Annotated in this window: 32 protein-coding genes and 1 pseudogene; all 33 read left to right on the top strand. The window is 66.0% G+C overall.

What is annotated here, in order from left to right:
* Positions 1-200 precede the first annotated feature (200 nt).
* Positions 201-4,817 carry an RHS repeat-associated core domain-containing protein gene (locus KUF83_RS14550; protein WP_217455085.1) on the top strand — a complete coding sequence of 1,539 codons (4,617 nt, stop codon included), beginning with the start codon at positions 201-203 and terminating at the stop codon, positions 4,815-4,817.
* Positions 4,814-5,149 carry a hypothetical protein gene (locus KUF83_RS14545; protein WP_217455084.1) on the top strand — a complete coding sequence of 112 codons (336 nt, stop codon included), beginning with the start codon at positions 4,814-4,816 and terminating at the stop codon, positions 5,147-5,149. The genes KUF83_RS14550 and KUF83_RS14545 overlap by 4 nt, the downstream gene beginning before the upstream one ends.
* Before the next feature lie 90 nt (positions 5,150-5,239).
* Positions 5,240-5,668, top strand: coding sequence for a hypothetical protein (locus KUF83_RS14540; protein WP_217455083.1), 429 nt, complete (start codon positions 5,240-5,242; stop codon positions 5,666-5,668).
* A gap of 149 nt (positions 5,669-5,817) precedes the next feature.
* The gene (locus KUF83_RS14535) at positions 5,818-6,537 is read left to right on the top strand and encodes a hypothetical protein (RefSeq protein WP_217455082.1); all 720 of its coding nucleotides are present in this window, start codon (positions 5,818-5,820) and stop codon (positions 6,535-6,537) included.
* Between the two features lie 585 nt (positions 6,538-7,122).
* On the top strand, positions 7,123-7,431 hold the full coding sequence (rpsJ, locus tag KUF83_RS14530; RefSeq protein WP_003948644.1) for a 30S ribosomal protein S10: 309 nt from the start codon (positions 7,123-7,125) through the stop codon (positions 7,429-7,431).
* 17 nt (positions 7,432-7,448) lie between these two features.
* The gene (gene rplC, locus KUF83_RS14525; protein WP_217455081.1) at positions 7,449-8,093 is read left to right on the top strand and encodes a 50S ribosomal protein L3; all 645 of its coding nucleotides are present in this window, start codon (positions 7,449-7,451) and stop codon (positions 8,091-8,093) included.
* Between the two features lie 7 nt (positions 8,094-8,100).
* On the top strand, positions 8,101-8,757 hold the full coding sequence (gene rplD / locus KUF83_RS14520) for a 50S ribosomal protein L4 (protein ID WP_217455080.1): 657 nt from the start codon (positions 8,101-8,103) through the stop codon (positions 8,755-8,757).
* Positions 8,757-9,173, top strand: a complete 417-nt coding sequence (rplW, locus tag KUF83_RS14515; RefSeq protein ID WP_107022195.1) for a 50S ribosomal protein L23 — start codon at positions 8,757-8,759, stop codon at positions 9,171-9,173. The genes rplD and rplW overlap by 1 nt, the downstream gene beginning before the upstream one ends.
* A 39-nt stretch (positions 9,174-9,212) precedes the next feature.
* Positions 9,213-10,049, top strand: coding sequence for a 50S ribosomal protein L2 (gene rplB / locus KUF83_RS14510; protein WP_055614926.1), 837 nt, complete (start codon positions 9,213-9,215; stop codon positions 10,047-10,049).
* Between the two features lie 12 nt (positions 10,050-10,061).
* Positions 10,062-10,343, top strand: a complete 282-nt coding sequence (rpsS, locus tag KUF83_RS14505; protein WP_005481224.1) for a 30S ribosomal protein S19 — start codon at positions 10,062-10,064, stop codon at positions 10,341-10,343.
* 41 nt (positions 10,344-10,384) lie between these two features.
* Positions 10,385-10,732, top strand: coding sequence for a 50S ribosomal protein L22 (rplV, locus tag KUF83_RS14500; RefSeq protein ID WP_030619142.1), 348 nt, complete (start codon positions 10,385-10,387; stop codon positions 10,730-10,732).
* Positions 10,732-11,583: a 30S ribosomal protein S3 gene (gene rpsC, locus KUF83_RS14495; protein ID WP_217455079.1), complete on the top strand. Its 852-nt coding sequence runs from the start codon at positions 10,732-10,734 to the stop codon at positions 11,581-11,583. The genes rplV and rpsC overlap by 1 nt, the downstream gene beginning before the upstream one ends.
* 5 nt (positions 11,584-11,588) lie before the next feature.
* A complete protein-coding gene (gene rplP, locus KUF83_RS14490; RefSeq protein WP_099500627.1) occupies positions 11,589-12,008 on the top strand; it encodes a 50S ribosomal protein L16 in 420 nt (139 codons plus the stop codon).
* The gene (rpmC, locus tag KUF83_RS14485; protein ID WP_003998824.1) at positions 12,008-12,232 is read left to right on the top strand and encodes a 50S ribosomal protein L29; all 225 of its coding nucleotides are present in this window, start codon (positions 12,008-12,010) and stop codon (positions 12,230-12,232) included. Before rplP ends, rpmC begins: the two co-directional genes overlap by 1 nt.
* Positions 12,232-12,519 (top strand): 30S ribosomal protein S17, encoded by a 288-nt coding sequence (rpsQ, locus tag KUF83_RS14480; RefSeq protein WP_143642848.1) that lies wholly within the window; start codon positions 12,232-12,234, stop codon positions 12,517-12,519. Before rpmC ends, rpsQ begins: the two co-directional genes overlap by 1 nt.
* A 103-nt stretch (positions 12,520-12,622) precedes the next feature.
* Positions 12,623-12,991, top strand: a complete 369-nt coding sequence (rplN, locus tag KUF83_RS14475) for a 50S ribosomal protein L14 (RefSeq protein WP_003992364.1) — start codon at positions 12,623-12,625, stop codon at positions 12,989-12,991.
* 2 nt (positions 12,992-12,993) lie between these two features.
* Positions 12,994-13,317: a 50S ribosomal protein L24 gene (gene rplX, locus KUF83_RS14470; protein WP_055513601.1), complete on the top strand. Its 324-nt coding sequence runs from the start codon at positions 12,994-12,996 to the stop codon at positions 13,315-13,317.
* Positions 13,317-13,874 (top strand): 50S ribosomal protein L5, encoded by a 558-nt coding sequence (rplE, locus tag KUF83_RS14465; RefSeq protein ID WP_107022199.1) that lies wholly within the window; start codon positions 13,317-13,319, stop codon positions 13,872-13,874. Before rplX ends, rplE begins: the two co-directional genes overlap by 1 nt.
* A 5-nt stretch (positions 13,875-13,879) precedes the next feature.
* Positions 13,880-14,065, top strand: a complete 186-nt coding sequence (locus tag KUF83_RS14460; RefSeq protein ID WP_003948630.1) for a type Z 30S ribosomal protein S14 — start codon at positions 13,880-13,882, stop codon at positions 14,063-14,065.
* A gap of 237 nt (positions 14,066-14,302) precedes the next feature.
* Positions 14,303-14,701, top strand: coding sequence for a 30S ribosomal protein S8 (gene rpsH / locus KUF83_RS14455; RefSeq protein ID WP_055614920.1), 399 nt, complete (start codon positions 14,303-14,305; stop codon positions 14,699-14,701).
* Positions 14,702-14,725: 24 nt separating this feature from the next.
* The gene (gene rplF, locus KUF83_RS14450) at positions 14,726-15,265 is read left to right on the top strand and encodes a 50S ribosomal protein L6 (protein WP_217455078.1); all 540 of its coding nucleotides are present in this window, start codon (positions 14,726-14,728) and stop codon (positions 15,263-15,265) included.
* A 3-nt stretch (positions 15,266-15,268) separates the two neighbouring features.
* Positions 15,269-15,652, top strand: a complete 384-nt coding sequence (gene rplR, locus KUF83_RS14445; RefSeq protein WP_189776125.1) for a 50S ribosomal protein L18 — start codon at positions 15,269-15,271, stop codon at positions 15,650-15,652.
* Positions 15,653-15,719: 67 nt separating this feature from the next.
* On the top strand, positions 15,720-16,322 hold the full coding sequence (rpsE, locus tag KUF83_RS14440) for a 30S ribosomal protein S5 (RefSeq protein WP_055513610.1): 603 nt from the start codon (positions 15,720-15,722) through the stop codon (positions 16,320-16,322).
* Positions 16,323-16,324: 2 nt separating this feature from the next.
* Complete coding sequence (rpmD, locus tag KUF83_RS14435; RefSeq protein ID WP_033319647.1) at positions 16,325-16,507, top strand: 50S ribosomal protein L30; 183 nt, start codon at positions 16,325-16,327, stop codon at positions 16,505-16,507.
* Positions 16,508-16,509: 2 nt separating this feature from the next.
* Positions 16,510-16,965 (top strand): 50S ribosomal protein L15, encoded by a 456-nt coding sequence (rplO, locus tag KUF83_RS14430; protein ID WP_043676833.1) that lies wholly within the window; start codon positions 16,510-16,512, stop codon positions 16,963-16,965.
* Positions 16,966-17,213: 248 nt separating this feature from the next.
* Complete coding sequence (secY, locus tag KUF83_RS14425; protein WP_217455077.1) at positions 17,214-18,527, top strand: preprotein translocase subunit SecY; 1,314 nt, start codon at positions 17,214-17,216, stop codon at positions 18,525-18,527.
* On the top strand, positions 18,527-19,216 hold the full coding sequence (locus KUF83_RS14420) for an adenylate kinase (protein WP_217455076.1): 690 nt from the start codon (positions 18,527-18,529) through the stop codon (positions 19,214-19,216). Before secY ends, KUF83_RS14420 begins: the two co-directional genes overlap by 1 nt.
* 99 nt (positions 19,217-19,315) lie before the next feature.
* Complete coding sequence (gene map / locus KUF83_RS14415) at positions 19,316-20,152, top strand: type I methionyl aminopeptidase (RefSeq protein ID WP_217455075.1); 837 nt, start codon at positions 19,316-19,318, stop codon at positions 20,150-20,152.
* A 317-nt stretch (positions 20,153-20,469) separates the two neighbouring features.
* Entirely contained in the window at positions 20,470-20,691 is a 222-nt protein-coding gene (gene infA / locus KUF83_RS14410; protein ID WP_003948620.1) for a translation initiation factor IF-1, read from the top strand.
* 58 nt (positions 20,692-20,749) lie between these two features.
* Entirely contained in the window at positions 20,750-20,863 is a 114-nt protein-coding gene (rpmJ, locus tag KUF83_RS14405; protein WP_003998809.1) for a 50S ribosomal protein L36, read from the top strand.
* A gap of 211 nt (positions 20,864-21,074) precedes the next feature.
* A complete protein-coding gene (gene rpsM, locus KUF83_RS14400; RefSeq protein ID WP_055513621.1) occupies positions 21,075-21,455 on the top strand; it encodes a 30S ribosomal protein S13 in 381 nt (126 codons plus the stop codon).
* A gap of 69 nt (positions 21,456-21,524) precedes the next feature.
* Positions 21,525-21,929, top strand: coding sequence for a 30S ribosomal protein S11 (rpsK, locus tag KUF83_RS14395; protein ID WP_003956432.1), 405 nt, complete (start codon positions 21,525-21,527; stop codon positions 21,927-21,929).
* A gap of 120 nt (positions 21,930-22,049) precedes the next feature.
* A pseudogene (locus tag KUF83_RS14390) lies at positions 22,050-22,449 on the top strand (DNA-directed RNA polymerase subunit alpha); the annotation flags it as partial.

Below are 22,449 nucleotides of genomic sequence, written 5' to 3'. Positions count from 1 at the left end.
CGCGTGCAGTGGGTTGCTCGGGCCGAGTGCGCCTGCCGACGGACACTCCGTCGGAGTCCCTGAACAGCAGCTTGACTGGCCTCGACTGGCAGGCCTGACCTCGGGATCCGAACTCTTCTTGCATGCGAGGGATGCCGACGCCTAGTAAATTCGCTGGTGCGTACGGTTTCGTACGGGGCGGTTGTGACGGGGGTTGCGGCGTGGCGGGCTATCGGCCGACGGGCTGGCATGTGTTGGACCTGGAGAAGGATCCGACGCCGGGGGACCCGGTCCGGGTGAAGTCGTTGGCGAAGAGCCTGCATGACTTCGCGGACGATGTGCAGGACGCGCTTCGCCTGGTGCAGGGGATGGCGGGTGAGGATGCCGTCCTGTCGATGGTGGGCAAGACGGCTGAGGTGTTCCGGGACGAGTTCTCGGGTGTGCCGAAGAACTTGAAGAAACTGAAGAGGTCGTACGACCTGGCGGGGGACGCGCTCACGGCGTACTGGCCGCAGTTGGAGCGCGCCCAAGCCCTCGCCGACAAGGCTCTCGCCCAGGGGCGGGAGGCTCAGGCCGATCTCTCCTCCGCCAAGTCCCGTCTCTCCTCTGCCGATTCGTGGGTCACCCGGGCCAACAAGGAGGCGGACAAGTACAAGGAGGACAAGGACGCCGGCAAGGACGTACCGAAGCCGGACGAGTCCAAGGTCCGTGCCGCGACGAGGGACGCGCAGAGTGCCGAGTCCGCGCAGACGTCCGCTCAGTCGGATGTCACCTCTGCCTCCAATGCCCTCGATGCCGCGAAGAAGATGGCCGCGGATGCCCGCAAGATGCGCGAGGACGCGGCCGGTGAGGCCAAGCGGAAGCTCGACGAAGCCTCCGACGCGGGTATTCAGAACCGGAAGTGGTACGAGGAGGTCGGGGACTGGTTCACCGACAACTGGGACACCATCGTCGCGGTCTGCAAGGTCGTCGTGGCTGTGCTCGGTGTCATCGCGCTGATCATCGGTGGGCCGATTCTCGGCGCGATCGTCCTCATCGCGGCGCTCGTCGTCCTCGCCGACACCCTCAACAAATATATGAAGGGCCAAGCGTCCCTGTTGGATGTGGCCTTCGCGGCGCTGGACTGCATCCCGGGCATGAAGGGCCTGACCAGCCTCGGCGGCCTCGCCAAGGGGTTGAAATCCCTGGGCAAGGTGGGCCTCAAGGGCATGGCCATGGGCCTCAAGGGCCTCGGTCCGCGCGTACAGGGTCTCGGACGTCAGATGAAGAACCTCTTCACCTGCGGTGATCCGATCGACATGGCCACCGGCCAGATGGTGATGTCGATACCGGACGTCTCGCTGCCCGGCGTCCTGCCCCTCGTCGTCGAACGCAGCCACCGCACCGGCGTGAAGGCCGGGCGCTGGTTCGGAGCCGGCTGGACATCGACCCTGGACCAGCGGCTCCTGGCCGACGACGAGGGCATCCGGTTCGTCGCGGACGACGGCACCGTGCTGTACTACGCGGTTCCGGAAGCCGCCGAGCCGGCGCAGCCGATCGTCGGCCCCAGCTGGCCGTTGAGCTGGGACGGCACCCCCGACGGCGAGATCACGGTGTGGCGGCCGGACAACGGCACGACGCTGCGGTTCAAGCGAATACCGAGTGGCGGGGCGGGCGAACTGCTGCTGGCCGGCATCGAAGACCGCAACGGCAACACCATCGATGTCCGGTACGCCCCCGACGGCTCCCCGGAAGAGCTGATTCACCACTCCGGCTACCGGCTCGGAATCACCACGGCTTCGAACCGCATCACCGCCCTCACCTTGCTCAGCGCTCCCGGCCGACCGCGCCTCATGGCCTACGAGTACGACGAGCAGGGCCGCCTCACTGGTGTCACCGACTCGTCCTCGGTGCCTCAGCGCTACAGCTACGACGACCGGCAGCGGATCACGGGCTGGCAGAGCAGACAAGGCGACTGGTACCGCTACGCGTACGACGACGTCGACCGGTGTGTGCGCTCGGGCGGTGTCGACGGAGTCCTCGCCTACGCCTACGCCTACGACGACGAAACCCGCACCACGGTCGCGACCGACTCCCTCGGGCATTCCCTGGCGTACAGCTTCGACGAGGCGTACCGGCCCGTCAGCGAGACCGATCCTCTCGGCCACACCACGTCGCGCACCTGGGACGATCGCGGCCGACTGGTCGCCCTCACCGACCCGCTCGGACGTACCACGCGCTACCGGCATGACGTGGCGGGCAATGTCACGGAAGTCGTCCGCCCCGACGCGGGTGTCGTCACCACCGAGTACAACGAACTCGATCTGGTCACCAAGGTGACGCAACCGGACGGCAGCACATGGGAGTCGGTCTACGACGAGCGCGGCAACCGCGTGGCCGTCGTCGACCCGCTCGGTGCCACGACCTCCTTCACGTTCGACGAGCGCGGTGGTCTCACCGGGGTCGTGGACGCGCTCGGCCACCATCAGCAGACCGTCGTCAACGACGACGCCGGCCTGGTAGTTGGGACGAGGGACGCGTTGGGCGCGCGTAGTTCCCTCGTACGGGACGCCTTCGGCCGGATCAGCGAACTCACCGATCCTCTCGGGAGAGTCACCCGGGTCGGCTGGACGGTGGAGGGCCAGATCTCCTGGCGTCAGCTTCCGAACGGGACCACCGAGCGCTGGTCGTACGACGCCGAGGGCAATCCCCTCGAGTACTCGTCGTCGACCGGCCGCCGCACCACGTACCAGAACACCCACTTCGACCTCTGCTCCGTGCGCGAGAACGAGGACGGGACGCTGGAGCGTTTTGAGTACGACACCGAACTTCGGCTGAGAAGTGTCACCAACGGAGCCGGGCAGGTCTGGCGCTACGAGTACGACCCCGTGGGCCGGTTGACATCCGAGACGGACTTCAACGGCCGCGGACTGACCTACCGCTACGACGCGGTGGGCCGCCTGGTCGAGCGTGTCAACGGAGCGGGACAGGTCACGGCGTTCAGCCATGACTCACTCGGCAACGTCGTGGCCATGGACGCCGACGGCGCGACGACGACGTATGCCTACGACCTGCTCGGCAGGCTCGTCGGGGCGCGGAACACCGATGTCGCACTCGGTATCGAGCACGATGCGACGGGGCGGGTCCTGGCGGAGCGGTGGAACGGTCAGGAGGTCCGCACCGAGTACGACATCACAGGGCGCCGCACCCTTCGGAGGACGCCGAGCGGTGCGGTCACGCGCTGGACGTACGCGCCCGAGCGGCGTTCGCTGGTGCAGCGGCTGGGCCGGCACGACGTCACCTTCCAGTACGACGTCGTGGGACGCGAGATCGAGCGGGCACTCGGCGATGTGGCACGTCTGACCCATGACTGGGACGCGGATCGTCTGCGGACGACGCAGCAGGTGCGGTCGGCCGGCTCGGGCGAGCTGATTCGGCGCACCTACCAGCACAGTGTCGACGGCGGCCTTGTCGGGATGTCCGACCTCCGCCAGGGCGAGCGGTCCTTCGAGCTCGACCGGGCCGGGCGGGTGACCGCCGCGCGGGGCGGCGCCGGCTGGGACGAGACGTATCGGTACGACGACCTCGGCAACCTCGTCGCCTTCGGCACGTCTGCGCCGGTGGACGCCACCGAGACAGGCCCTGGGGACCGGACGTACTCGGGCACCCTCATCGAGCGGGCGGGTCGTACGTTCTACCGGCACGACGGTCAGGGCCGGGTGGTCCGGCGGGTCACGAAGCTCCTGTCCGGCGGCAGGCGCGAGTGGCGCTATGTGTGGAACGCCGAGGATCAGCTCACGGACGTCCGCACCCCGGACGGCAGTCACTGGCACTACGTCTACGATCCGCTCGGCCGGCGCGTGGCGAAGCAGCTGCTCGGGGACGACGGCCCGACCGTAGTCGAGCAGATCACCTTCTTCTGGGACGGTGATCGGCTCGCGGAGCAGACGGACGGCGTCGTCAGTACGTCGTGGGACTGGGGCAGCGGAACGACACCGGTCGGCCAGCGGGTCCGCGGCAGTGGACCGGTGGGGCCGGACTCGTCACAGGAAGAGATCGACGAGCGCTTCTACGCGATCGTCACCGACCTCATCGGAACGCCGACGGAACTGGTCGACGAGGAGGGAGACGTCGTCTGGACGCGGTCGTCGACGCTGTGGGGCGTTCCGGCCGGTCCGGCCGGTGGTGACCGTGCCGACTGCCCGCTGCGTTTCCCGGGCCAGTACTTCGACGCGGAAACCGGACTGCACTACAACCATCACCGCTACTACGAGCCCGCCACGGCGCGCTATTTGAGCCCCGATCCGCTGGGGCGCACACCGGCACCGAACCATCACGCGTATGTGAACAACCCGCTGCAGTGGACGGACCCGCTCGGGCTCAAGGCTCCGTGCATGGTCGACCTCTATCACGGGACGATCGGCCGGCACGCGGACAACATTGTGCGGAATGGAATCGACGTCAGTGCTTCCACGCGCAATATGGACTTCGGCAGGGGTTTCTATGTGACCAATGATCCTCGACAGGCCCTCGAGTGGTCGAAGAGACTTGCGGCACGCAATGGAGATGTGCCGGCTGTGATCCATTTCCGCGTGCCCCGGGCGGAGCTGGACAACCTGAGCAGTAGGATATTCAATGGCCCGAGCGATGATCTGGCGTCCTTCATCAGGCACCATCGTGAGGGAGGCGCAGGCCACAACTTCGAGATGGTCGAAGGCCCCATGGTGATGAACCCCAAACCCTTCCTGCGAGGCAGGGACCCAGTCTTCGAGGGGCACCAGATCGCCATATTCGGAGACCGGGCGGCCGAACTGTTCAGTAATTCAATTCATAGACGACTAGGACCCCCGACATCGTGACCGCAGAATTCACTTTGAAGCTCGACGAAGGAATGCTCGAATATTTTCGCGAGATGGCGGGCGAGATGACGGAGCGTTTCGGGATCTCCCGTGCAGAGGCAGTGGCGAGGATCAACGAAAGGTACGGAAACCTGGAGATCTCCCCGTACCCCGATCTCATGTGCCACGAACTGCCGGAGTTCTGGGCCTATGGCGCGTACTACCACGCCGACGAAGAAGGCCGCCTGCCGACGGGGGACGCGGACGAGGACGGGGACATCGACTTCACGAAGTTGTCGATCCGCCCGCTGCCGCCCAAGGACTCGCCGGTGTGGACCCTCAAGGACGAGTAGGGCGGACGAGGTGGTGACGGCTGCTGGGCACGGTGCGATGTGATCTTCATGTCGAATGCCAGGGCATAGTAACTTCCCAAGTTGAGACAGATGAGTACCACTTTCAAGTATCGCCTCCGGAGCCCTCTGGGCGGCCTGGCCGCAGACCTGACGGCGGAGCACCGCGCCCCCGGCACTGATGCGGGTGAAGGGTTCCGGATGCAGATCTACCGCAACGTATGGCTGGCGCCTCCCCGCGGCATCAACTGGCGTGACGCCGCATGGCTCTCCTTCGGGCTCTCGGTTCACTCCTCCGATCTGTCCTCCGCGCACCCCGACGGTCTGCTCATCGAGGTTGCCGCACTCACCTTCCCACTCGCTCATTTCCGGTCCGAAGCGGCGGCACTGGCGATGGACGGCTGGGTGCGGAAGGAATTCGACCTTCCCGACCGCAACCTCCTCGTTGTCTACGACAGTGGAAGCGACGGCTACCGATTCCAGTGGGGAGGGAATTCCGCCCCGTTTTCGGAAGAATTCTGAGGGTGGGGTCATGGCGTCGGAGTGGGATGGGGAAGCGGCGAGCCCGCTGGGGCTCGATGGCAACAGCATGTTGCGGGACCTGGAATACAAAGCGTCGGATCATGTGGAAGTGGTCGTCAGCAGGGACAGGAATCCGAGGTTCAGCTGTAATGAGTAAGGAAGATGCTTCCTGTGTCTTCTGCGGGGAATTCGTCCTGCACATCCCCGGATGGGCCGGCAGTGTCCCTTCGTACCGCCTCATGCGGGCGACCTGGCAGGAGGGCCACGCGTTCGTGGCCGGGTCGCTCCACTTCTCCTGCCTGCGTGCCTCGCCCGCCCGGTCGGAGTTCGCCGCCGAGTTCGCGCAGATCGCGACAGGGCACGGAAGGGAGATCACGTATCAGGCGGCCGGCGCGACCCAGACCCTGGTCCAGCCCGGTCTCGGCTACGTCGAGCAGGTCTTCCGGGGCGACGAATGCGCCATCCATCGCAGTGACACCCGGGACAGCTGGTTCGTGCAGGAGCACGCCGGGCCCTGGTACGTGCTGGACCGGCCCCAGCTGGAGGACGTCGCGCAAGGGAAGCAGCCTCGTCTCGACCCCGGTGCGGAGCGGATCGTGCTCCCGCGTGAGCCGGTGGTGAACCTCGCCGATACCACGCTTGTCGAACTCCTGGACAGCCTCGGCGTCACGGACCGGTATCCGGGCCTCGCGGCGGGGGAGCCGGAGTACGAGTTCTGGAAGTACTCCGCCCCGAAGCGCGTACTGGAGTACGCGGTGATCGCGACCCCGCCCCTGCCGACGGAGGCGGCCGCGTTCCTGCGTGACTACGCCCCGGGCTGTCAGCCGATCGACTTCGACGCGCTCGAACGCGACGAGCCCCGGGGCTGAGAAGCCGGACGGCGAGGGCCTGGGGCAGGCCCTCCGGCCGCGAGCGACCGTGATCGTGTCGCGCGTGCAGGGCGGGTGTGAGACCTGGCGGCGGGAGATCGCCTACGCGCTCAGCGATGCCCGGAAAGTCCCGCGTCGGCATCGCTGACGGGGCGGGTCTGCCCGAAGAGTTTGATGTACGTCACCCCGGGGGTATCCTCTCCGGCTCGATTGGCCAGCCCCGTGCCCCGTATGGCAGACTGTCGGGGTTGCTCGGTTGAGTGCCGATGCTGCGCGCCTCCCGTCGGGAGGACCGGAAGCGAGTCCCACAGTACTCGTCGCTCCAACTGCCGTAAGGCAGCGCTGGGGCGGACGTACGGGAATCTTCCGGGAAGTGTCAGCGGGGTGCCGGCCAGGCGCCCGGTGGGTGTTTCGCCCCCGGTCCTGCGGTCGTCTTTGGATGGGCCGCGTCCCTGGTAGGGAAATCCACTCGTGGATATCCCTGTCGGCGAGGGCGCGACACACCCGACCGCGTGGGTCGGAGGCCAGGGACGTGAGCCCTCGGGTTGCAGAGCGTTAGACGAGACAAAGGACTACTGAGTAGCCATGGCGGGACAGAAGATCCGCATCCGGCTCAAGGCCTACGACCACGAGGTCATCGACAGCTCGGCGAAGAAGATCGTCGAGACGGTGACGCGCACTGGTGCGTCGGTCGCGGGCCCGGTGCCGCTGCCCACTGAGAAGAACGTGTACTGCGTCATCAAGTCGCCGCACAAGTACAAGGACTCGCGCGAGCACTTCGAGATGCGCACGCACAAGCGCCTGATCGACATTCTCGACCCGACCCCCAAGACCGTTGACTCCCTGATGCGACTCGACCTCCCGGCCGGTGTCGACATCGAGATCAAGCTCTAAGGGCCGGTGATCTGAGAATGAGCAAGCAGATCAAGGGCATCCTGGGCGAGAAGCTCGGCATGACGCAGGTGTGGGACGAGAACAACCGTGTTGTTCCGGTCACCGTCGTCAAGGCCGGCCCGAACGTCGTCACCCAGGTGCGTACGAATGACTCGGACGGCTACGAGTCGGTCCAGATCGCCTTCGGCGAGATCGACCCGCGCAAGGTGAACAAGCCCCTCAAGGGTCACTTCGCCAAGGCCGACGTCACGCCCCGCCGTCACCTCGTCGAGATCCGTACCGCTGACGCCAGCGAGTACACCCTCGGCCAGGAGATCACCGCTGAGACCTTCGAGTCCGGCGTCAAGGTGGACGTGACCGGCACGAGCAAGGGCAAGGGCTTCGCCGGTGTCATGAAGCGTCACAACTTCAAGGGCCTCGGCGCCGGTCACGGCACCCAGCGCAAGCACCGCTCTCCCGGCTCCATCGGTGGCTGCGCCACCCCGGGCCGTGTGTTCAAGGGCCTCCGCATGGCGGGTCGCATGGGCAACGAGCGGGTCACCACCCAGAACCTGACCGTCCACGCCGTTGACGCGGAGAAGGGTCTGCTGCTCATCAAGGGCGCGGTTCCCGGTCCGAACGGCGGCCTCGTCCTGGTCCGCACCGCGGCCAAGGGGGCCTGAGGTAACGATGAGCACTGTTGACATCATTTCGCCGGCAGGCGACAAGACCGGGACGGTCGAGCTCCCCGCGGAGATCTTCGACGTCGAGAAGATCAGCATCCCGCTGCTTCACCAGGTCGTAGTCGCCCAGCTGGCCGCTGCCCGCCAGGGCACGCACAAGACCAAGACCCGTGGCGAGGTTCGCGGTGGCGGCAAGAAGCCGTACCGCCAGAAGGGCACCGGCCGCGCCCGTCAGGGCTCGACCCGCGCGCCCCAGTTCGCCGGTGGTGGCGTCGTGCACGGTCCCGTGCCGCGTGACTACTCGCAGCGGACCCCGAAGAAGATGAAGGCCGCGGCCCTGCGCCACGCCCTCACCGACCGGGCCCGCAACGCTCGCATCCACGTCGTCTCCGGCGTGATCGAGGGCGACAACCCCTCCACCAAGGCCGCCAAGAGCCTGCTCGGCAAGATCAGTGAGCGCAAGAACGTGCTCCTGGTCATCGAGCGCGCCGACGAGGCCGCGCTGCTTTCCGCGCGCAACCTGCCCCAGGTCCACATCCTGGAGCCGGGCCAGCTGAACACGTACGACGTTCTCGTCTCGGACGACGTGGTCTTCACCCAGGCCGCTTTCGAGTCCTTCGTGTCTGGCCCCCAGGCCGCTGACACCGAAGGGAGCGAAGCCTGATGGCTACGCGTCACCCGAGCATTGCCCCCAAGGCGGCCAAGGCCGCCAAGGCCGCGCGCATCGCCAAGGCGAAGCGCCACGAGGCCGAGGGCAAGAACACCGTCGAGACGCCGCTGAGCAAGAGCTTCACGGACCCCCGTGACGTCCTCATCAAGCCGGTCGTCTCCGAGAAGAGCTACGCGCTGCTCGACGAGGGCAAGTACACCTTCGTCGTCGCGCCGGGCGCCAACAAGACCCAGATCAAGCAGGCCGTCCAGGCGGTCTTCTCGGTCAAGGTCACCGGGGTCAACACGATCAACCGCCAGGGAAAGCGCAAGCGGACCAAGAGCGGTTTCGGCAAGCGTGCTGACACCAAGCGCGCCATCGTGACCCTCGCTGAGGGCGACCGTATCGACATCTTCGGCCAGGCCTCCTAACGGAGCGCCCTGGTCCGAATATCGGACGAGGACTGAGAAATGGGAATCCGCAAGTACAAGCCGACTACGCCGGGCCGTCGTGGCTCCAGCGTCGCCGACTTCGTCGAGGTCACGCGGTCCACGCCGGAGAAGTCGCTGGTTCGCCCGCTGCACAGCAAGGGCGGCCGTAACAATTCCGGTCGTGTGACCGTTCGCCACCAGGGTGGTGGACACAAGCGCGCCTACCGTGTCATCGACTTCCGTCGCCATGACAAGGACGGCGTGCCGGCGAAGGTCGCGCACATCGAGTACGACCCCAACCGCACCGCGCGCATCGCGCTGCTGCACTACGCGGACGGCGAGAAGCGCTACATCCTCGCCCCCCGCAACCTGTCGCAGGGCGACCGCGTCGAGAACGGTCCCGGGGCCGACATCAAGCCGGGCAACAACCTGGCGCTCCGCAACATCCCGGTCGGTACCACGATCCACGCGATCGAGCTCCGTCCCGGTGGCGGCGCCAAGTTCGCCCGCTCCGCCGGTGCCTCCGTACAGCTGCTCGCGAAGGAGGGCCAGATGGCCCACCTCCGTATGCCGTCCGGTGAGATCCGCCTGGTCGACGTGCGCTGCCGCGCCACCGTCGGCGAGGTCGGCAACGCCGAGCAGAGCAACATCAACTGGGGCAAGGCCGGCCGCAAGCGCTGGCTGGGCGTCCGCCCGACCGTCCGCGGTGTGGCGATGAACCCGGTTGACCACCCGCACGGTGGTGGTGAGGGCAAGACCTCCGGTGGACGTCACCCGGTCTCGCCGTGGGGTCAGAAGGAGGGTCGTACTCGTTCGCCGAAGAAGGCTTCGAACAAGTACATCGTCCGCCGCCGCAAGACGAACAAGAAGCGCTAGGAGCGGGTTTAGATGCCGCGCAGTCTCAAGAAGGGGCCCTTCGTCGACGACCACCTGATCAAGAAGGTGGACGTACAGAACGAAGCCGGCACCAAGAACGTCATCAAGACCTGGTCCCGTCGCTCGATGATCATCCCGGCCATGCTCGGCCACACGATCGCGGTGCACAACGGCAAGACCCACATTCCGGTGTTTGTCACCGAGTCGATGGTCGGCCACAAGCTCGGCGAGTTCTCGCCGACGCGCACCTTCCGGGGTCACGTCAAGGACGACCGGAAGTCGAAGCGCCGCTAACGCGGGGTGGAATGACCATGACAGACACTGGAAGGACAACCATGGAAGCCAGGGCCCAGGCGCGGTACATCCGCGTTACGCCCATGAAGGCCCGCCGAGTGGTGGACCTTATCCGTGGCATGGATGCCACGGAGGCTCAGGCGGTCCTGCGTTTCGCCCCGCAGGCCGCGAGCGTGCCGGTGGGCAAGGTGCTTGACAGCGCCATTGCCAACGCCGCACACAACTACGACCACACCGACGCCGACAGCCTCGTCATCTCCGAGGCGTACGTCGACGAGGGTCCGACCCTGAAGCGGTTCCGTCCGCGCGCCCAGGGCCGCGCCTACCGGATCCGCAAGCGGACCAGCCACATCACCGTGGTCGTCAGCAGCAAGGAAGGAACCCGGTAATGGGCCAGAAGGTTAACCCGCATGGGTTCCGGCTCGGCATCACCACGGACTTCAAGTCCCGGTGGTACGCCGACAAGCTGTACAAGGACTACGTCAAGGAAGACGTCGCCATCCGTCGGATGATGACGTCCGGCATGGAGCGCGCCGGCATCTCGAAGGTTGAGATCGAGCGCACCCGTGACCGCGTGCGGGTGGACATCCACACCGCGCGTCCCGGCATCGTCATCGGCCGCCGTGGCGCCGAGGCCGACCGCATCCGCGGTGACCTCGAGAAGCTCACGGGCAAGCAGGTCCAGCTGAACATCCTCGAGGTCAAGAGCCCCGAGACCGACGCTCAGCTGGTTGCCCAGGCCGTTGCCGAGCAGCTGTCCTCCCGCGTCTCCTTCCGTCGTGCCATGCGCAAGAGCATGCAGGGCACGATGAAGGCCGGCGCCAAGGGCATCAAGATCCAGTGCGGTGGCCGTCTCGGCGGCGCCGAGATGTCCCGCTCGGAGTTCTACCGCGAGGGCCGTGTGCCCCTGCACACGCTCCGCGCGAACGTGGACTACGGCTTCTTCGAGGCCAAGACGACCTTCGGCCGTATCGGTGTGAAGGTCTGGATCTACAAGGGCGACGTCAAGAACATCGCCGAGGTCCGCGCCGAGAACGCCGCGGCCCGTGCGGGTAACCGCCCGGCCCGTGGTGGTGCCGGTGGCGGCGGCGACCGCCCTGCCCGTGGTGGTCGTGGTGGCGAGCGTGGCGGCCGCGGCCGCAAGCCGCAGCAGCAGTCCGCGCCGGCTGCCGAGGCCCCCAAGGCCGAGGCTCCCGCCGCCGCTGCCGCTCCGGCTGAGAGCACCGGAACGGAGGCCTGACCGACATGCTGATCCCTCGTAGGGTCAAGCACCGCAAGCAGCACCACCCGAAGCGCCGTGGTCAGGCCAAGGGCGGTACGCAGGTTTCGTTCGGCGAGTACGGCATTCAGGCCCTCACGCCGGCATACGTGACGAACCGCCAGATCGAGGCGGCTCGTATCGCGATGACCCGCCACATCAAGCGTGGCGGCAAGGTCTGGATCAACATCTACCCGGACCGCCCGCTGACCAAGAAGCCCGCCGAGACCCGCATGGGTTCCGGTAAGGGTTCCCCCGAGTGGTGGGTCGCGAACGTGCACCCGGGCCGGGTCATGTTCGAGCTGTCCTACCCCAACGAGAAGATCGCCCGTGAGGCCCTTACTCGCGCAGCCCACAAGCTGCCGATGAAGTGCCGGATCGTCAAGCGCGAGGCAGGTGAAGCGTGATGTCGGCCGGTACCAAGGCGTCCGAGCTGCGCGAACTGGGTGACGAGGAGCTTCTCGCGAAGCTCCGCGAAGCCAAGGAAGAGCTGTTCAACCTCCGCTTCCAGGCGGCGACCGGTCAGCTCGAGAACCACGGGCGGCTCAAGGCCGTCCGCAAGGACATCGCGCGGATCTACACCCTGATGCGTGAGCGCGAGCTGGGCATCGAGACGGTGGAGAGCGCCTGATGAGCGAGAGCAACGTGACTGAAGAGACCAAGACGAGCCGCGGTTTCCGCAAGACCCGTGAGGGTCTGGTCGTCAGCGACAAGATGGACAAGACCGTCGTCGTCGCCGTCGAGGACCGCGTCAAGCACGCGCTGTACGGCAAGGTCATCCGCCGTACGAACAAGCTCAAGGCCCACGACGAGCAGAACGCCGCAGGCGTCGGCGACCGAGTCATCATCATGGAGACCCGGCCGCTGTCCGCGACGAAGCGCTGGCGCATCGTCGAGATCCTCGAGAAGGCCAAGTAATTACCTGAGGGCATTCCCTCAGGTTGGTTCCGCCAGGCTCGGGGCGGGGTCGCCGTAACAAGCGGCCCCGCCCCGGGAACCGGCAGACAATCAGGAGATAGACGTGATCCAGCAGGAGTCGCGACTTCGTGTCGCCGACAACACTGGTGCGAAGGAAATCCTTTGCATCCGTGTGCTCGGTGGCTCCGGTCGCCGCTACGCGGGCATCGGTGACGTCATCGTCGCCACCGTCAAGGACGCGATCCCCGGCGGCAACGTGAAGAAGGGTGACGTCATCAAGGCGGTCATCGTTCGCACCGTCAAGGAGCGCCGCCGTCCGGACGGCTCGTACATCCGCTTCGACGAGAACGCCGCCGTCATTCTGAAGAACGACGGCGACCCTCGCGGCACCCGTATCTTCGGCCCCGTCGGCCGTGAGCTGCGCGAGAAGAAGTTCATGAAGATCATCTCGCTCGCGCCGGAGGTGCTGTAAGCATGAAGATCAAGAAGGGCGACCTGGTCCAGGTCATCACCGGTAAGGACAAGGGCAAGCAGGGCAAGGTCATTGCCGCTTACCCGCGCGACGAGCGCGTCCTGGTCGAGGGTGTCAACCGGGTCAAGAAGCACACGAAGGCCGGTCCCACCGCTCGCGGTTCGCAGGCCGGTGGCATCGTCACGACCGAGGCGCCCGTCCACGTCTCCAACGTCCAGCTGGTCGTTGAGAAGGACGGCAACAAGGTCGTCACGCGCGTCGGTTTCCGCTTCGACGACGAGGGCAACAAGATCCGCGTTGCCAAGCGGACGGGTGAGGACATCTGATGGCTACCACCACCATTCCGCGTCTCAAGACGAAGTACCGCGAGGAGATCGCGGGCAAGCTGCAGGAAGAGTTCTCGTACGAGAACGTCATGCAGACCCCGGGCCTCGTCAAGATCGTGGTCAACATGGGTGTGGGCGACGCCGCCCGCGACTCCAAGCTGATCGAGGGCGCCATCCGCGACCTCACCACGATCACCGGTCAGAAGCCGGCCGTCACCAAGGCCCGCAAGTCCATCGCGCAGTTCAAGCTGCGTGAGGGTCAGCCGATCGGTGCCCACGTCACACTTCGTGGCGACCGCATGTGGGAGTTCCTGGACCGCACCCTGTCGCTCGCGCTGCCGCGCATCCGCGACTTCCGTGGTCTGTCTCCCAAGCAGTTCGACGGTCGTGGCAACTACACCTTCGGTCTCACCGAGCAGGTCATGTTCCACGAGATCGACCAGGACAAGATCGACCGCGTCCGGGGTATGGACATCACCGTGGTGACCACGGCGACCAACGACGCCGAAGGCCGTGCCCTTCTCCGTCACCTCGGCTTCCCCTTCAAGGAGGCGTAAGCGAGATGGCGAAGAAGGCTCTGATTGCCAAGGCTGCTCGTAAGCCCAAGTTCGGTGTGCGTGGCTACACCCGCTGCCAGCGCTGCGGCCGCCCGCACTCCGTGTACCGCAAGTTCGGCCTCTGCCGCGTGTGCCTTCGTGAGATGGCTCACCGTGGAGAGCTGCCGGGCGTGACCAAGAGCTCCTGGTAGTCCAGTACTTCTGGACTCCAGAGGCTCTCGGTAAGCAATGGGTCCGGTCGGATGCCCACCCCTCCATGGCTTAGGCTAGGAGGGTTGGGCGTCTGACCGCCCGTACGCCCGTGGGCACAGCCCACTAGTTAACGCTTACTACGCCGTAGGTCCCCGCACCGCACCCGTCCCGCCACTGAGTGGGGAGAGGGATGGCGCATACAGGAAACCCCGGCGAGAGAGGCCGAAGGCCAATTCATGACCATGACTGATCCCATCGCAGACATGCTTACTCGTCTGCGTAACGCGAACTCGGCGTACCACGACGATGTCGCGATGCCGCACAGCAAGATCAAGTCTCACATCGCGGAGATCCTCCAGCAGGAGGGCTTCATCACCGGCTGGAAGGTCGAGGACGCCGAAGTCGGCAAGAAGCTCGTCCTCGAGCTGAAGTTCGGCCCGAACCGTGAGCGCTCCATCGCGGGCATCAAGCGGATTTCGAAGCCGGGTCTGCGTGTGTACGCGAAGTCCACCTCCCTGCCCAAGGTGCTCGGTGGCCTCGGCGTGGCGATCATCTCCACGTCGCACGGTCTCCTCACCGACAAGCAGGCCGGCAAGAAGGGCGTAGGCGGAGAAGTTCTCGCCTACGTCTGGTAGCGGAAGGGAACGGAGGAAACAGCTATGTCGCGTATTGGCAAGCTCCCCATCACGGTTCCCGCCGGCGTGGACGTCACCATCGACGGCCGTACGGTCCAGGTGAAGGGCCCCAAGGGCTCTCTCTCCCACACCGTCGCGGCGCCGATCGAGATCGCGAAGGGTGAGGACGGCGTTCTGAACGTCACCCGCCCGAACGACGAGCGTCAGAACAAGGCCCTCCACGGCCTGTCCCGCACGCTGGTGGCGAACATGATCACCGGCGTGACCACGGGTTACGTGAAGAAGCTCGAAATCAGCGGTGTCGGTTACCGCGTCCTGGCGAAGGGTTCCAACCTGGAATTCTCGCTCGGCTACAGCCACTCGATCACGGTCGAGGCGCCCGAGGGCATCTCGTTCAAGGTCGAGAACCCGACGCACTTCTCGGTCGAGGGAATCGACAAGCAGAAGGTCGGCGAGGTTGCGGCCAACATCCGCAAGCTGCGCAAGCCCGACCCGTACAAGGCCAAGGGCGTCAAGTACGAGGGCGAAGTCGTCCGGCGCAAGGTCGGAAAGGCGGGTAAGTAAGCCATGGCATACGGTGTCAAGATTGCTAAGGGCGACGCTTACAAGCGTGCTGCCATCAAGCGTCGTCACATCCGGATCCGTAAGCACATCTCGGGTACGGCTGAGCGTCCTCGCCTGGTCGTGACGCGCTCGAACCGCCACATCGTGGCCCAGGTGATCGACGACGTTAAGGGTCACACCCTCGCGTCGGCGTCCACCCTGGACACGTCGATCCGCGGCGGCGAGAACGACAAGTCCGAGCAGGCCAAGTCGGTCGGCGCCCTGGTCGCCGAGCGCGCCAAGGCCGCCGGTGTCGAGGCTGTCGTGTTCGACCGTGGTGGAAACCAGTACGCCGGGCGCATTGCCGCTCTGGCGGACGCCGCCCGCGAAGCCGGACTCAAGTTCTGAGTCCTGCCCGTTCGCGCAGTGACTATTGACGCTGCGTAGCTAGCGGAAACAGAGAGAGGTAATTCCAATGGCTGGACCCCAGCGCCGCGGAAGCGGTGCCGGTGGCGGCGAGCGGCGGGACCGGAAGGGCCGTGACGGCGGCGCTGCTGCCGAGAAGACCGCGTACGTTGAGCGCGTTGTCGCGATCAACCGCGTCGCCAAGGTTGTGAAGGGTGGTCGTCGCTTCAGCTTCACTGCGCTCGTCGTAGTGGGCGATGGTGACGGCACCGTGGGTGTCGGTTACGGCAAGGCCAAGGAGGTGCCGGCCGCGATCGCCAAGGGTGTTGAAGAGGCCAAGAAGCACTTCTTCAAGGTCCCCCGTATCCAGGGCACCATCCCGCACCCGATCACGGGCGAGAAGGCCGCGGGCGTCGTCCTGCTCAAGCCTGCTTCCCCCGGTACCGGCGTCATCGCCGGTGGCCCGGTGCGTGCTGTCCTCGAGTGCGCCGGCGTCCACGACATCCTGTCGAAGTCGCTCGGCTCGTCCAACGCGATCAACATCGTGCACGCGACCGTGGCGGCCCTCAAGGGCCTGCAGCGTCCCGAGGAGATCGCGGCCCGCCGCGGTCTGCCCCTCGAGGACGTCGCCCCCGCGGCTCTGCTGCGTGCACGTGCGGGAGCGGGTGCGTAGTCATGGCTCAGCTCAAGATCACGCAGACGAAGTCGTACATCGGCAGCAAGCAGAACCACCGCGACACCCTTCGTTCGCTTGGCCTCAAGCGGATCAACGATGTGGTCGTCAAGGAGGACCGCCCCGAGTTCCGCGGAATGGTTCACACCGTCCGCCACCTCGTGACGGTTGAGGAGGTCGACTGATCATGGCGGAGAACAACCCGCTCAAGATCCACAACCTCCGTCCCGCCCCGGGCGCCAAGACCGCCAAGACCCGTGTTGGTCGTGGTGAGGCGTCGAAGGGTAAGACGGCCGGTCGTGGTACCAAGGGCACGAAGGCCCGTTACCAGGTTCCGGAGCGCTTCGAGGGTGGCCAGATGCCCCTCCACATGCGTCTCCCGAAGCTCAAGGGCTTCCGGAACCCGTTCAAGACCGAGTACCAGGTCGTGAACCTCGACAAGCTGGCGTCGCTGTACCCGGAGGGTGGCGAAGTCACCGTCGAGGGGCTCGTCGCCAACGGTGCGGTTCGCAAGAACAGCCTCGTCAAGGTCCTCGGCCAGGGCGAGATCTCCGTGGCACTGCAGGTGACGGTCGACGCCGTCTCCGGCTCCGCCAAGGAGAAGATCACCGCCGCCGGCGGTACCGTCACCGAGCTCGTCTGAATTCAGCAGGCGCCTCGATGACTTGAGCGATCCCGACCGGGGATGCCCCACAAAAGGGGCATCCCCGGTTGGTCGTTCCTAGGGGAGCGGTGTCGCCGGTAAGGTGGCCTGCGCTGCTGATTTTCGCCCGGTGTGCCGCCAGGGAACTCCGGGCGGCTTCTGACTGTTAGTTAGCTGTCCGTTACTTATTCGTCGAACCTCAAGACCGTCACCTCTGGCGCACTTGCGCGGGGGTCGCAGGAGGCACCGTGCTCACCGCGTTCGCCCGGGCGTTCAAGACGCCCGACCTGCGCAAGAAGCTGCTCTTCACGCTCGGCATCATCGTGGTCTATCGGGTGGGCACGCACATCCCGATCCCTGGTGTCGACTACAAGAACGTCCAGACCTGTATCGACGACGCGAGCCAGAACACCGGCTTGTTCGGCCTGGTCAACATGTTCAGCGGTGGCGCCCTGCTGCAGATCACGATCTTCGCACTGGGCATCATGCCGTACATCACGGCGAGCATCATTCTGCAGCTGCTGACCGTGGTGATCCCGCGCCTCGAAGCCCTCAAGAAGGAGGGCCAGGCCGGTACCGCGAAGATCACGCAGTACACCCGGTACCTCACGGTGGCCCTGGCCATCCTGCAGGGCACGGGCCTGGTGGCCACCGCCCGCAGTGGTGCGCTGTTCGCCACCTGCCCGGTCCGCAACCAGATCGTGCCCGACCAGTCGATCTTCGTGACCATCACGATGGTGGTCACCATGACCGCCGGTACGGCCATGGTCATGTGGCTCGGTGAGCTCATCACCGACCGCGGCATCGGCAACGGCATGTCGATCCTGATGTTCATCTCGATCGCCGCCACCTTCCCGTCGGCGCTGTGGGCCATCAAGGAGCAGGGCAACCTGGCGGACGGCTGGATCGAGTTCGGCACGGTGATCGCGGTCGGCCTGGTCATGATCGGCCTGGTCGTCTTCGTGGAGCAGGCTCAGCGCCGCATTCCGGTCCAGTACGCGAAGCGCATGATCGGCCGCCGGTCCTACGGCGGCACCTCCACGTACATCCCGCTGAAGGTCAACCAGGCGGGCATCATCCCTGTGATCTTCGCCTCGTCGCTGCTCTACATCCCGGCGCTCGTCGCGCAGTTCGCCGGTGGCACCTCCGGCTGGAAGACCTGGATCGAGCAGAATCTCGCGGACACGGCCGCGCCACCGCACATCGTCCTCTACTTCTTCCTGATCGTTTTCTTCGCGTTCTTCTACGTGGCGATCTCGTTCAACCCCGAGGAAGTCGCGGACAACATGAAGAAGTATGGTGGCTTCATCCCGGGCATCCGGGCTGGCCGACCGACCGCTGAGTACCTGTCGTACGTACTCAACCGGATCACCTGGCCGGGTTCGCTGTACTTGGGTCTGATCGCTCTCGTGCCGACGATGGCGTTGGCGGGCTTCGGCGCCAACCAGAACTTCCCGTTCGGTGGTACCAGCATCCTCATCATCGTGGGTGTCGGTCTGGAGACGGTGAAGCAGATCGAGAGCCAGCTCCAGCAGCGCAATTACGAAGGGTTCCTCCGCTGATGCGAATCGTCCTCGTCGGGCCGCCCGGTGCGGGCAAGGGAACGCAGGCCGCGTTCCTCGCCCAGAACCTGTCGATCCCGCACATCTCCACGGGCGACCTCTTCCGTGCGAACATCAGCCGCCAGACGGAACTGGGCAAACTGGCCAAGTCGTACATGGACGAGGGCAACCTCGTGCCGGACGAGGTCACCATCGCGATGGCCAGGGACCGTATGGAGCAGCCGGACGCCGTGAACGGCTTCCTGCTCGACGGCTTCCCGCGGAACGTCTCGCAGGCGGAGGCGCTCGACCAGGCCCTCAAGGGCGATGGTGTGGAGCTGGACGGGGTGCTCGACCTGGAGGTCCCCGAGGACGAGGTGGTCAAGCGCATCGCCGGCCGCCGCATCTGCCGCAGGGAATCGGCCCACGTCTTCCACGTGACCTACAGCCCGCCGAAGAAGGAAGGCGTCTGTGACGTCTGCGGCGGCGAGCTGTACCAGCGTGACGACGACACCGAGGAGACCGTCCGCAAGCGCCTGGAGGTCTACCACACCCAGACCGAGCCGATCATCGACTACTACCGGGCCCAGGGCCTGGTCGTGACGATCACCGCGCTCGGCAAGGTGGACGAGGTCACCAAGCGTGCGATGGACGCCCTCAAGCGTCAGGCCGAGGGCAAGAACGACAGCGAGGGCGACGGCGACAAGTAGTCGTCCTGGCTTGTTCGGCCGCGGTGCCCTCGACGGGCGCCGCGGCCTTACTGTTGTGTAGGTATCCGAGTAGGCGGAAGACGGAGAGCGCGGGCCCCCATGGTGCAGATCAAGACCCCCGAGCAGATCGCCAAGATGCGTGAGGCGGGCCTGGTCGTCGCCGCCGTCCACAAGGCGACGAGGGAAGCGGCGGTGCCCGGCGCCACGACACGCGATCTCGACCAGGTCGCCCGCAAGGTGCTCGACGAGCACGGGGCGAAGTCGAACTTCCTGGGCTACGGCGGCTTCCCCGCCACGATCTGCACCTCGGCGAACGAGGTCGTCGTCCACGGCATCCCGAGCGACGACGTCGTCCTCAAGGACGGGGACATCATCTCGATCGACGCCGGCGCGATCATCGACGGCTGGCACGGGGACGCCGCGTACACGGCGTTCGTGGGGTCCGGTCACGCTCCGGAACTGATCGAGCTCTCCCGGGTGACCGAGGAGTCGATGTGGGCCGGAATCGCGGCGATGAAGCTGGGGAACCGGCTCGTCGACGTCTCCCGGGCCATCGAGACGTACATCCGCCGCCAGCCGAAGCCCGGCGGCGGCAAGTACGGGATCATCGAGGACTACGGCGGCCACGGCATCGGGACCGAGATGCACATGGACCCACATCTGCTGAACTACGTGGAGCGCCGGCGGGGCAAGGGCCCGAAGCTGGTGCCCGGGTTCTGCCTCGCCATCGAGCCCATGGTGTCGCTGGGCACGCCGAGGACCGAGGTCCTCTCCGACGACTGGACGGTCATCACGACCGACGGCACATGGTCGTCGCACTGGGAGCACTCCGTCGCTCTGACCGACGAGGGCCCGCTGGTTCTCACCGCTCCCGACGGGGGCAGGGCGAAGCTCGCCGAGTACGGGATCACGGCCGCGCCCGATCCCCTGGGCTGAGTCCGCCCTCGGGGTGGAAAGGTCCTGGGGTGGACAGGGCCTGTTCTGCGGCGGCCGCGGGTTTCCGTGGCCGGTCGCGCCCGCGCGGCAAAGCCGCGTGTGTCACAGCCTTGCGCCCTGATGGAGCGCCCGTGCCCGGCCCGTTCGCGGGGACGGCTCCGAGCTCGCTGCTTAGGGATCTTCCGTATGGGGCAGACTTTCTCGATTCGTCTTTCCGAGGGCCCTGGCGTAGACTGACTCGTCGGCTCTCGTGCATCCGCATGTCTGCATGCGGTAAGCGCGGAGTCGATCAAGGTAGTCGATTCGAAGGGCGAAGCGTGGCCAAGAAGCAAGGTGCCATCGAGATCGAGGGCACTGTCGTCGAGTCTCTTCCGAACGCCATGTTCAAGGTCGAGCTCCAGAACGGCCACCAGGTCCTGGCACACATCAGCGGCAAGATGCGTATGCACTACATCCGTATCCTCCCTGACGACCGGGTCGTGGTGGAGCTGTCTCCGTACGACCTCACGCGTGGCCGGATCGTCTACCGGTACAAGTAGATCTTGCCTGTGCCCCGTTTCCGCGGGGTGGTGGCACTGACCCGGAGAACCTCACCCAATGAAGGTCAAGCCGAGCGTCAAGAAGATCTGCGACAAGTGCAGGGTGATCCGCCGTCACGGCCGGGTCATGGTCATCTGCGAAAACCCGCGCCACAAGCAGCGCCAGGGCTGACGCACGACCGCACCTTCTGCACCCGCAGAACTTCGCGCGACGCAAGCAGAACATGTTCATACGCAGAGCCCGGATCGCCTGTTCGCAGGGATCCGACACCCCCGGTCGGAGGCCGGGGACCCGGTTCGTACCGAGTCTTCCAGTGACGAAGATGACGGCGGGCGGGATCCGGTTCTGCGGAAGACCTCCGAACGACAACTGGAGCCATTGAATGGCACGCGTTTCCGGTGTTGACATCCCGCGCGAAAAGCGCGTGGAGGTTGCCCTCACCTACGTGTTCGGCATCGGCCGGACCCTCTCTCAGAAGACGCTGGCCGACACCGGCGTCAACCCCGACACCCGCGTTCGTGACCTCTCCGAGGAGGAGCTGGTCAGGATCCGCGAGTACGTGGACAACAACTTCAAGACCGAGGGTGACCTCCGCCGTGAGGTTCAGGCCGACATCCGCCGCAAGGTCGAGATCGGCTGCTACCAGGGTCTGCGCCACCGTCGTGGCCTGCCCGTCCACGGCCAGCGCACCAGCACGAACGCTCGTACCCGCAAGGGCCCGCGTCGCGCCATCGCCGGCAAGAAGAAGCCGGGCAAGAAGTAGTCCTCAGCGGACAACGCTTCATCAGCGGTCTTCGCTGTAGGACCGACCACCTCCCCGTAGGAGTTATAGATGCCCCCCAAGGGTCGTCAGGGCGCTGCCAAGAAGGTGCGCCGCAAGGAAAAGAAGAACGTCGCTCACGGGCACGCGCACATCAAGAGCACGTTCAACAACACGATCGTCTCGATCACGGACCCCTCGGGCAACGTGATCTCCTGGGCCTCCGCCGGCCACGTCGGCTTCAAGGGCTCGCGCAAGTCCACCCCCTTCGCCGCGCAGATGGCCGCCGAGTCGGCCGCCCGCCGCGCGCAGGAGCACGGCATGCGCAAGGTTGACGTCTTCGTGAAGGGCCCGGGCTCCGGTCGCGAGACCGCGATCCGCTCCCTCCAGGCCACCGGCCTCGAGGTCGGCTCGATCCAGGACGTGACGCCCACGCCGCACAACGGCTGCCGTCCGCCCAAGCGCCGTCGCGTCTGACGCACGGTTGTCTTAGTTTTTCCTGGGTTCGGGCGGTACGGCTCTTCGGAGGCGTGCCGCCCGTACCCTTGAAGTACTCAAGGGCATCAAATAGTGGGTGCCCATGACTGAAGGATCAACATGCTTATTGCTCAGCGCCCGTCGCTGACCGAAGAGGTCGTTGACGAATTCCGCTCCCGGTTCGTGATCGAGCCGCTGGAGCCGGGCTTCGGCTACACCCTCGGCAACTCCCTCCGTCGCACCCTCCTCTCCTCGATCCCCGGAGCCGCTGTCACCAGCATCCGGATCGACGGGGTCCTGCACGAGTTCACCACCGTGCCGGGCGTCAAGGAGGACGTCACCGACCTGATCCTCAACATCAAGCAGCTGGTCGTCTCCTCGGAGCACGACGAGCCTGTCGTGATGTACCTGCGCAAGCAGGGCCCGGGTCTGGTCACCGCCGCCGACATCGCGCCCCCGGCCGGTGTCGAGGTCCACAACCCCGACCTCGTCCTCGCCACGCTCAACGGCAAGGGCAAGC

Origin of the sequence: Streptomyces sp. BV286 (assembly GCF_019090165.1) — a bacterium.
In the GTDB taxonomy this organism is placed as follows: Bacteria; Actinomycetota; Actinomycetes; order Streptomycetales; family Streptomycetaceae; genus Streptomyces.
Note: the sequence above shows the minus strand (reverse complement) of the source record. Positions and strands in the feature narration are given on the sequence as shown.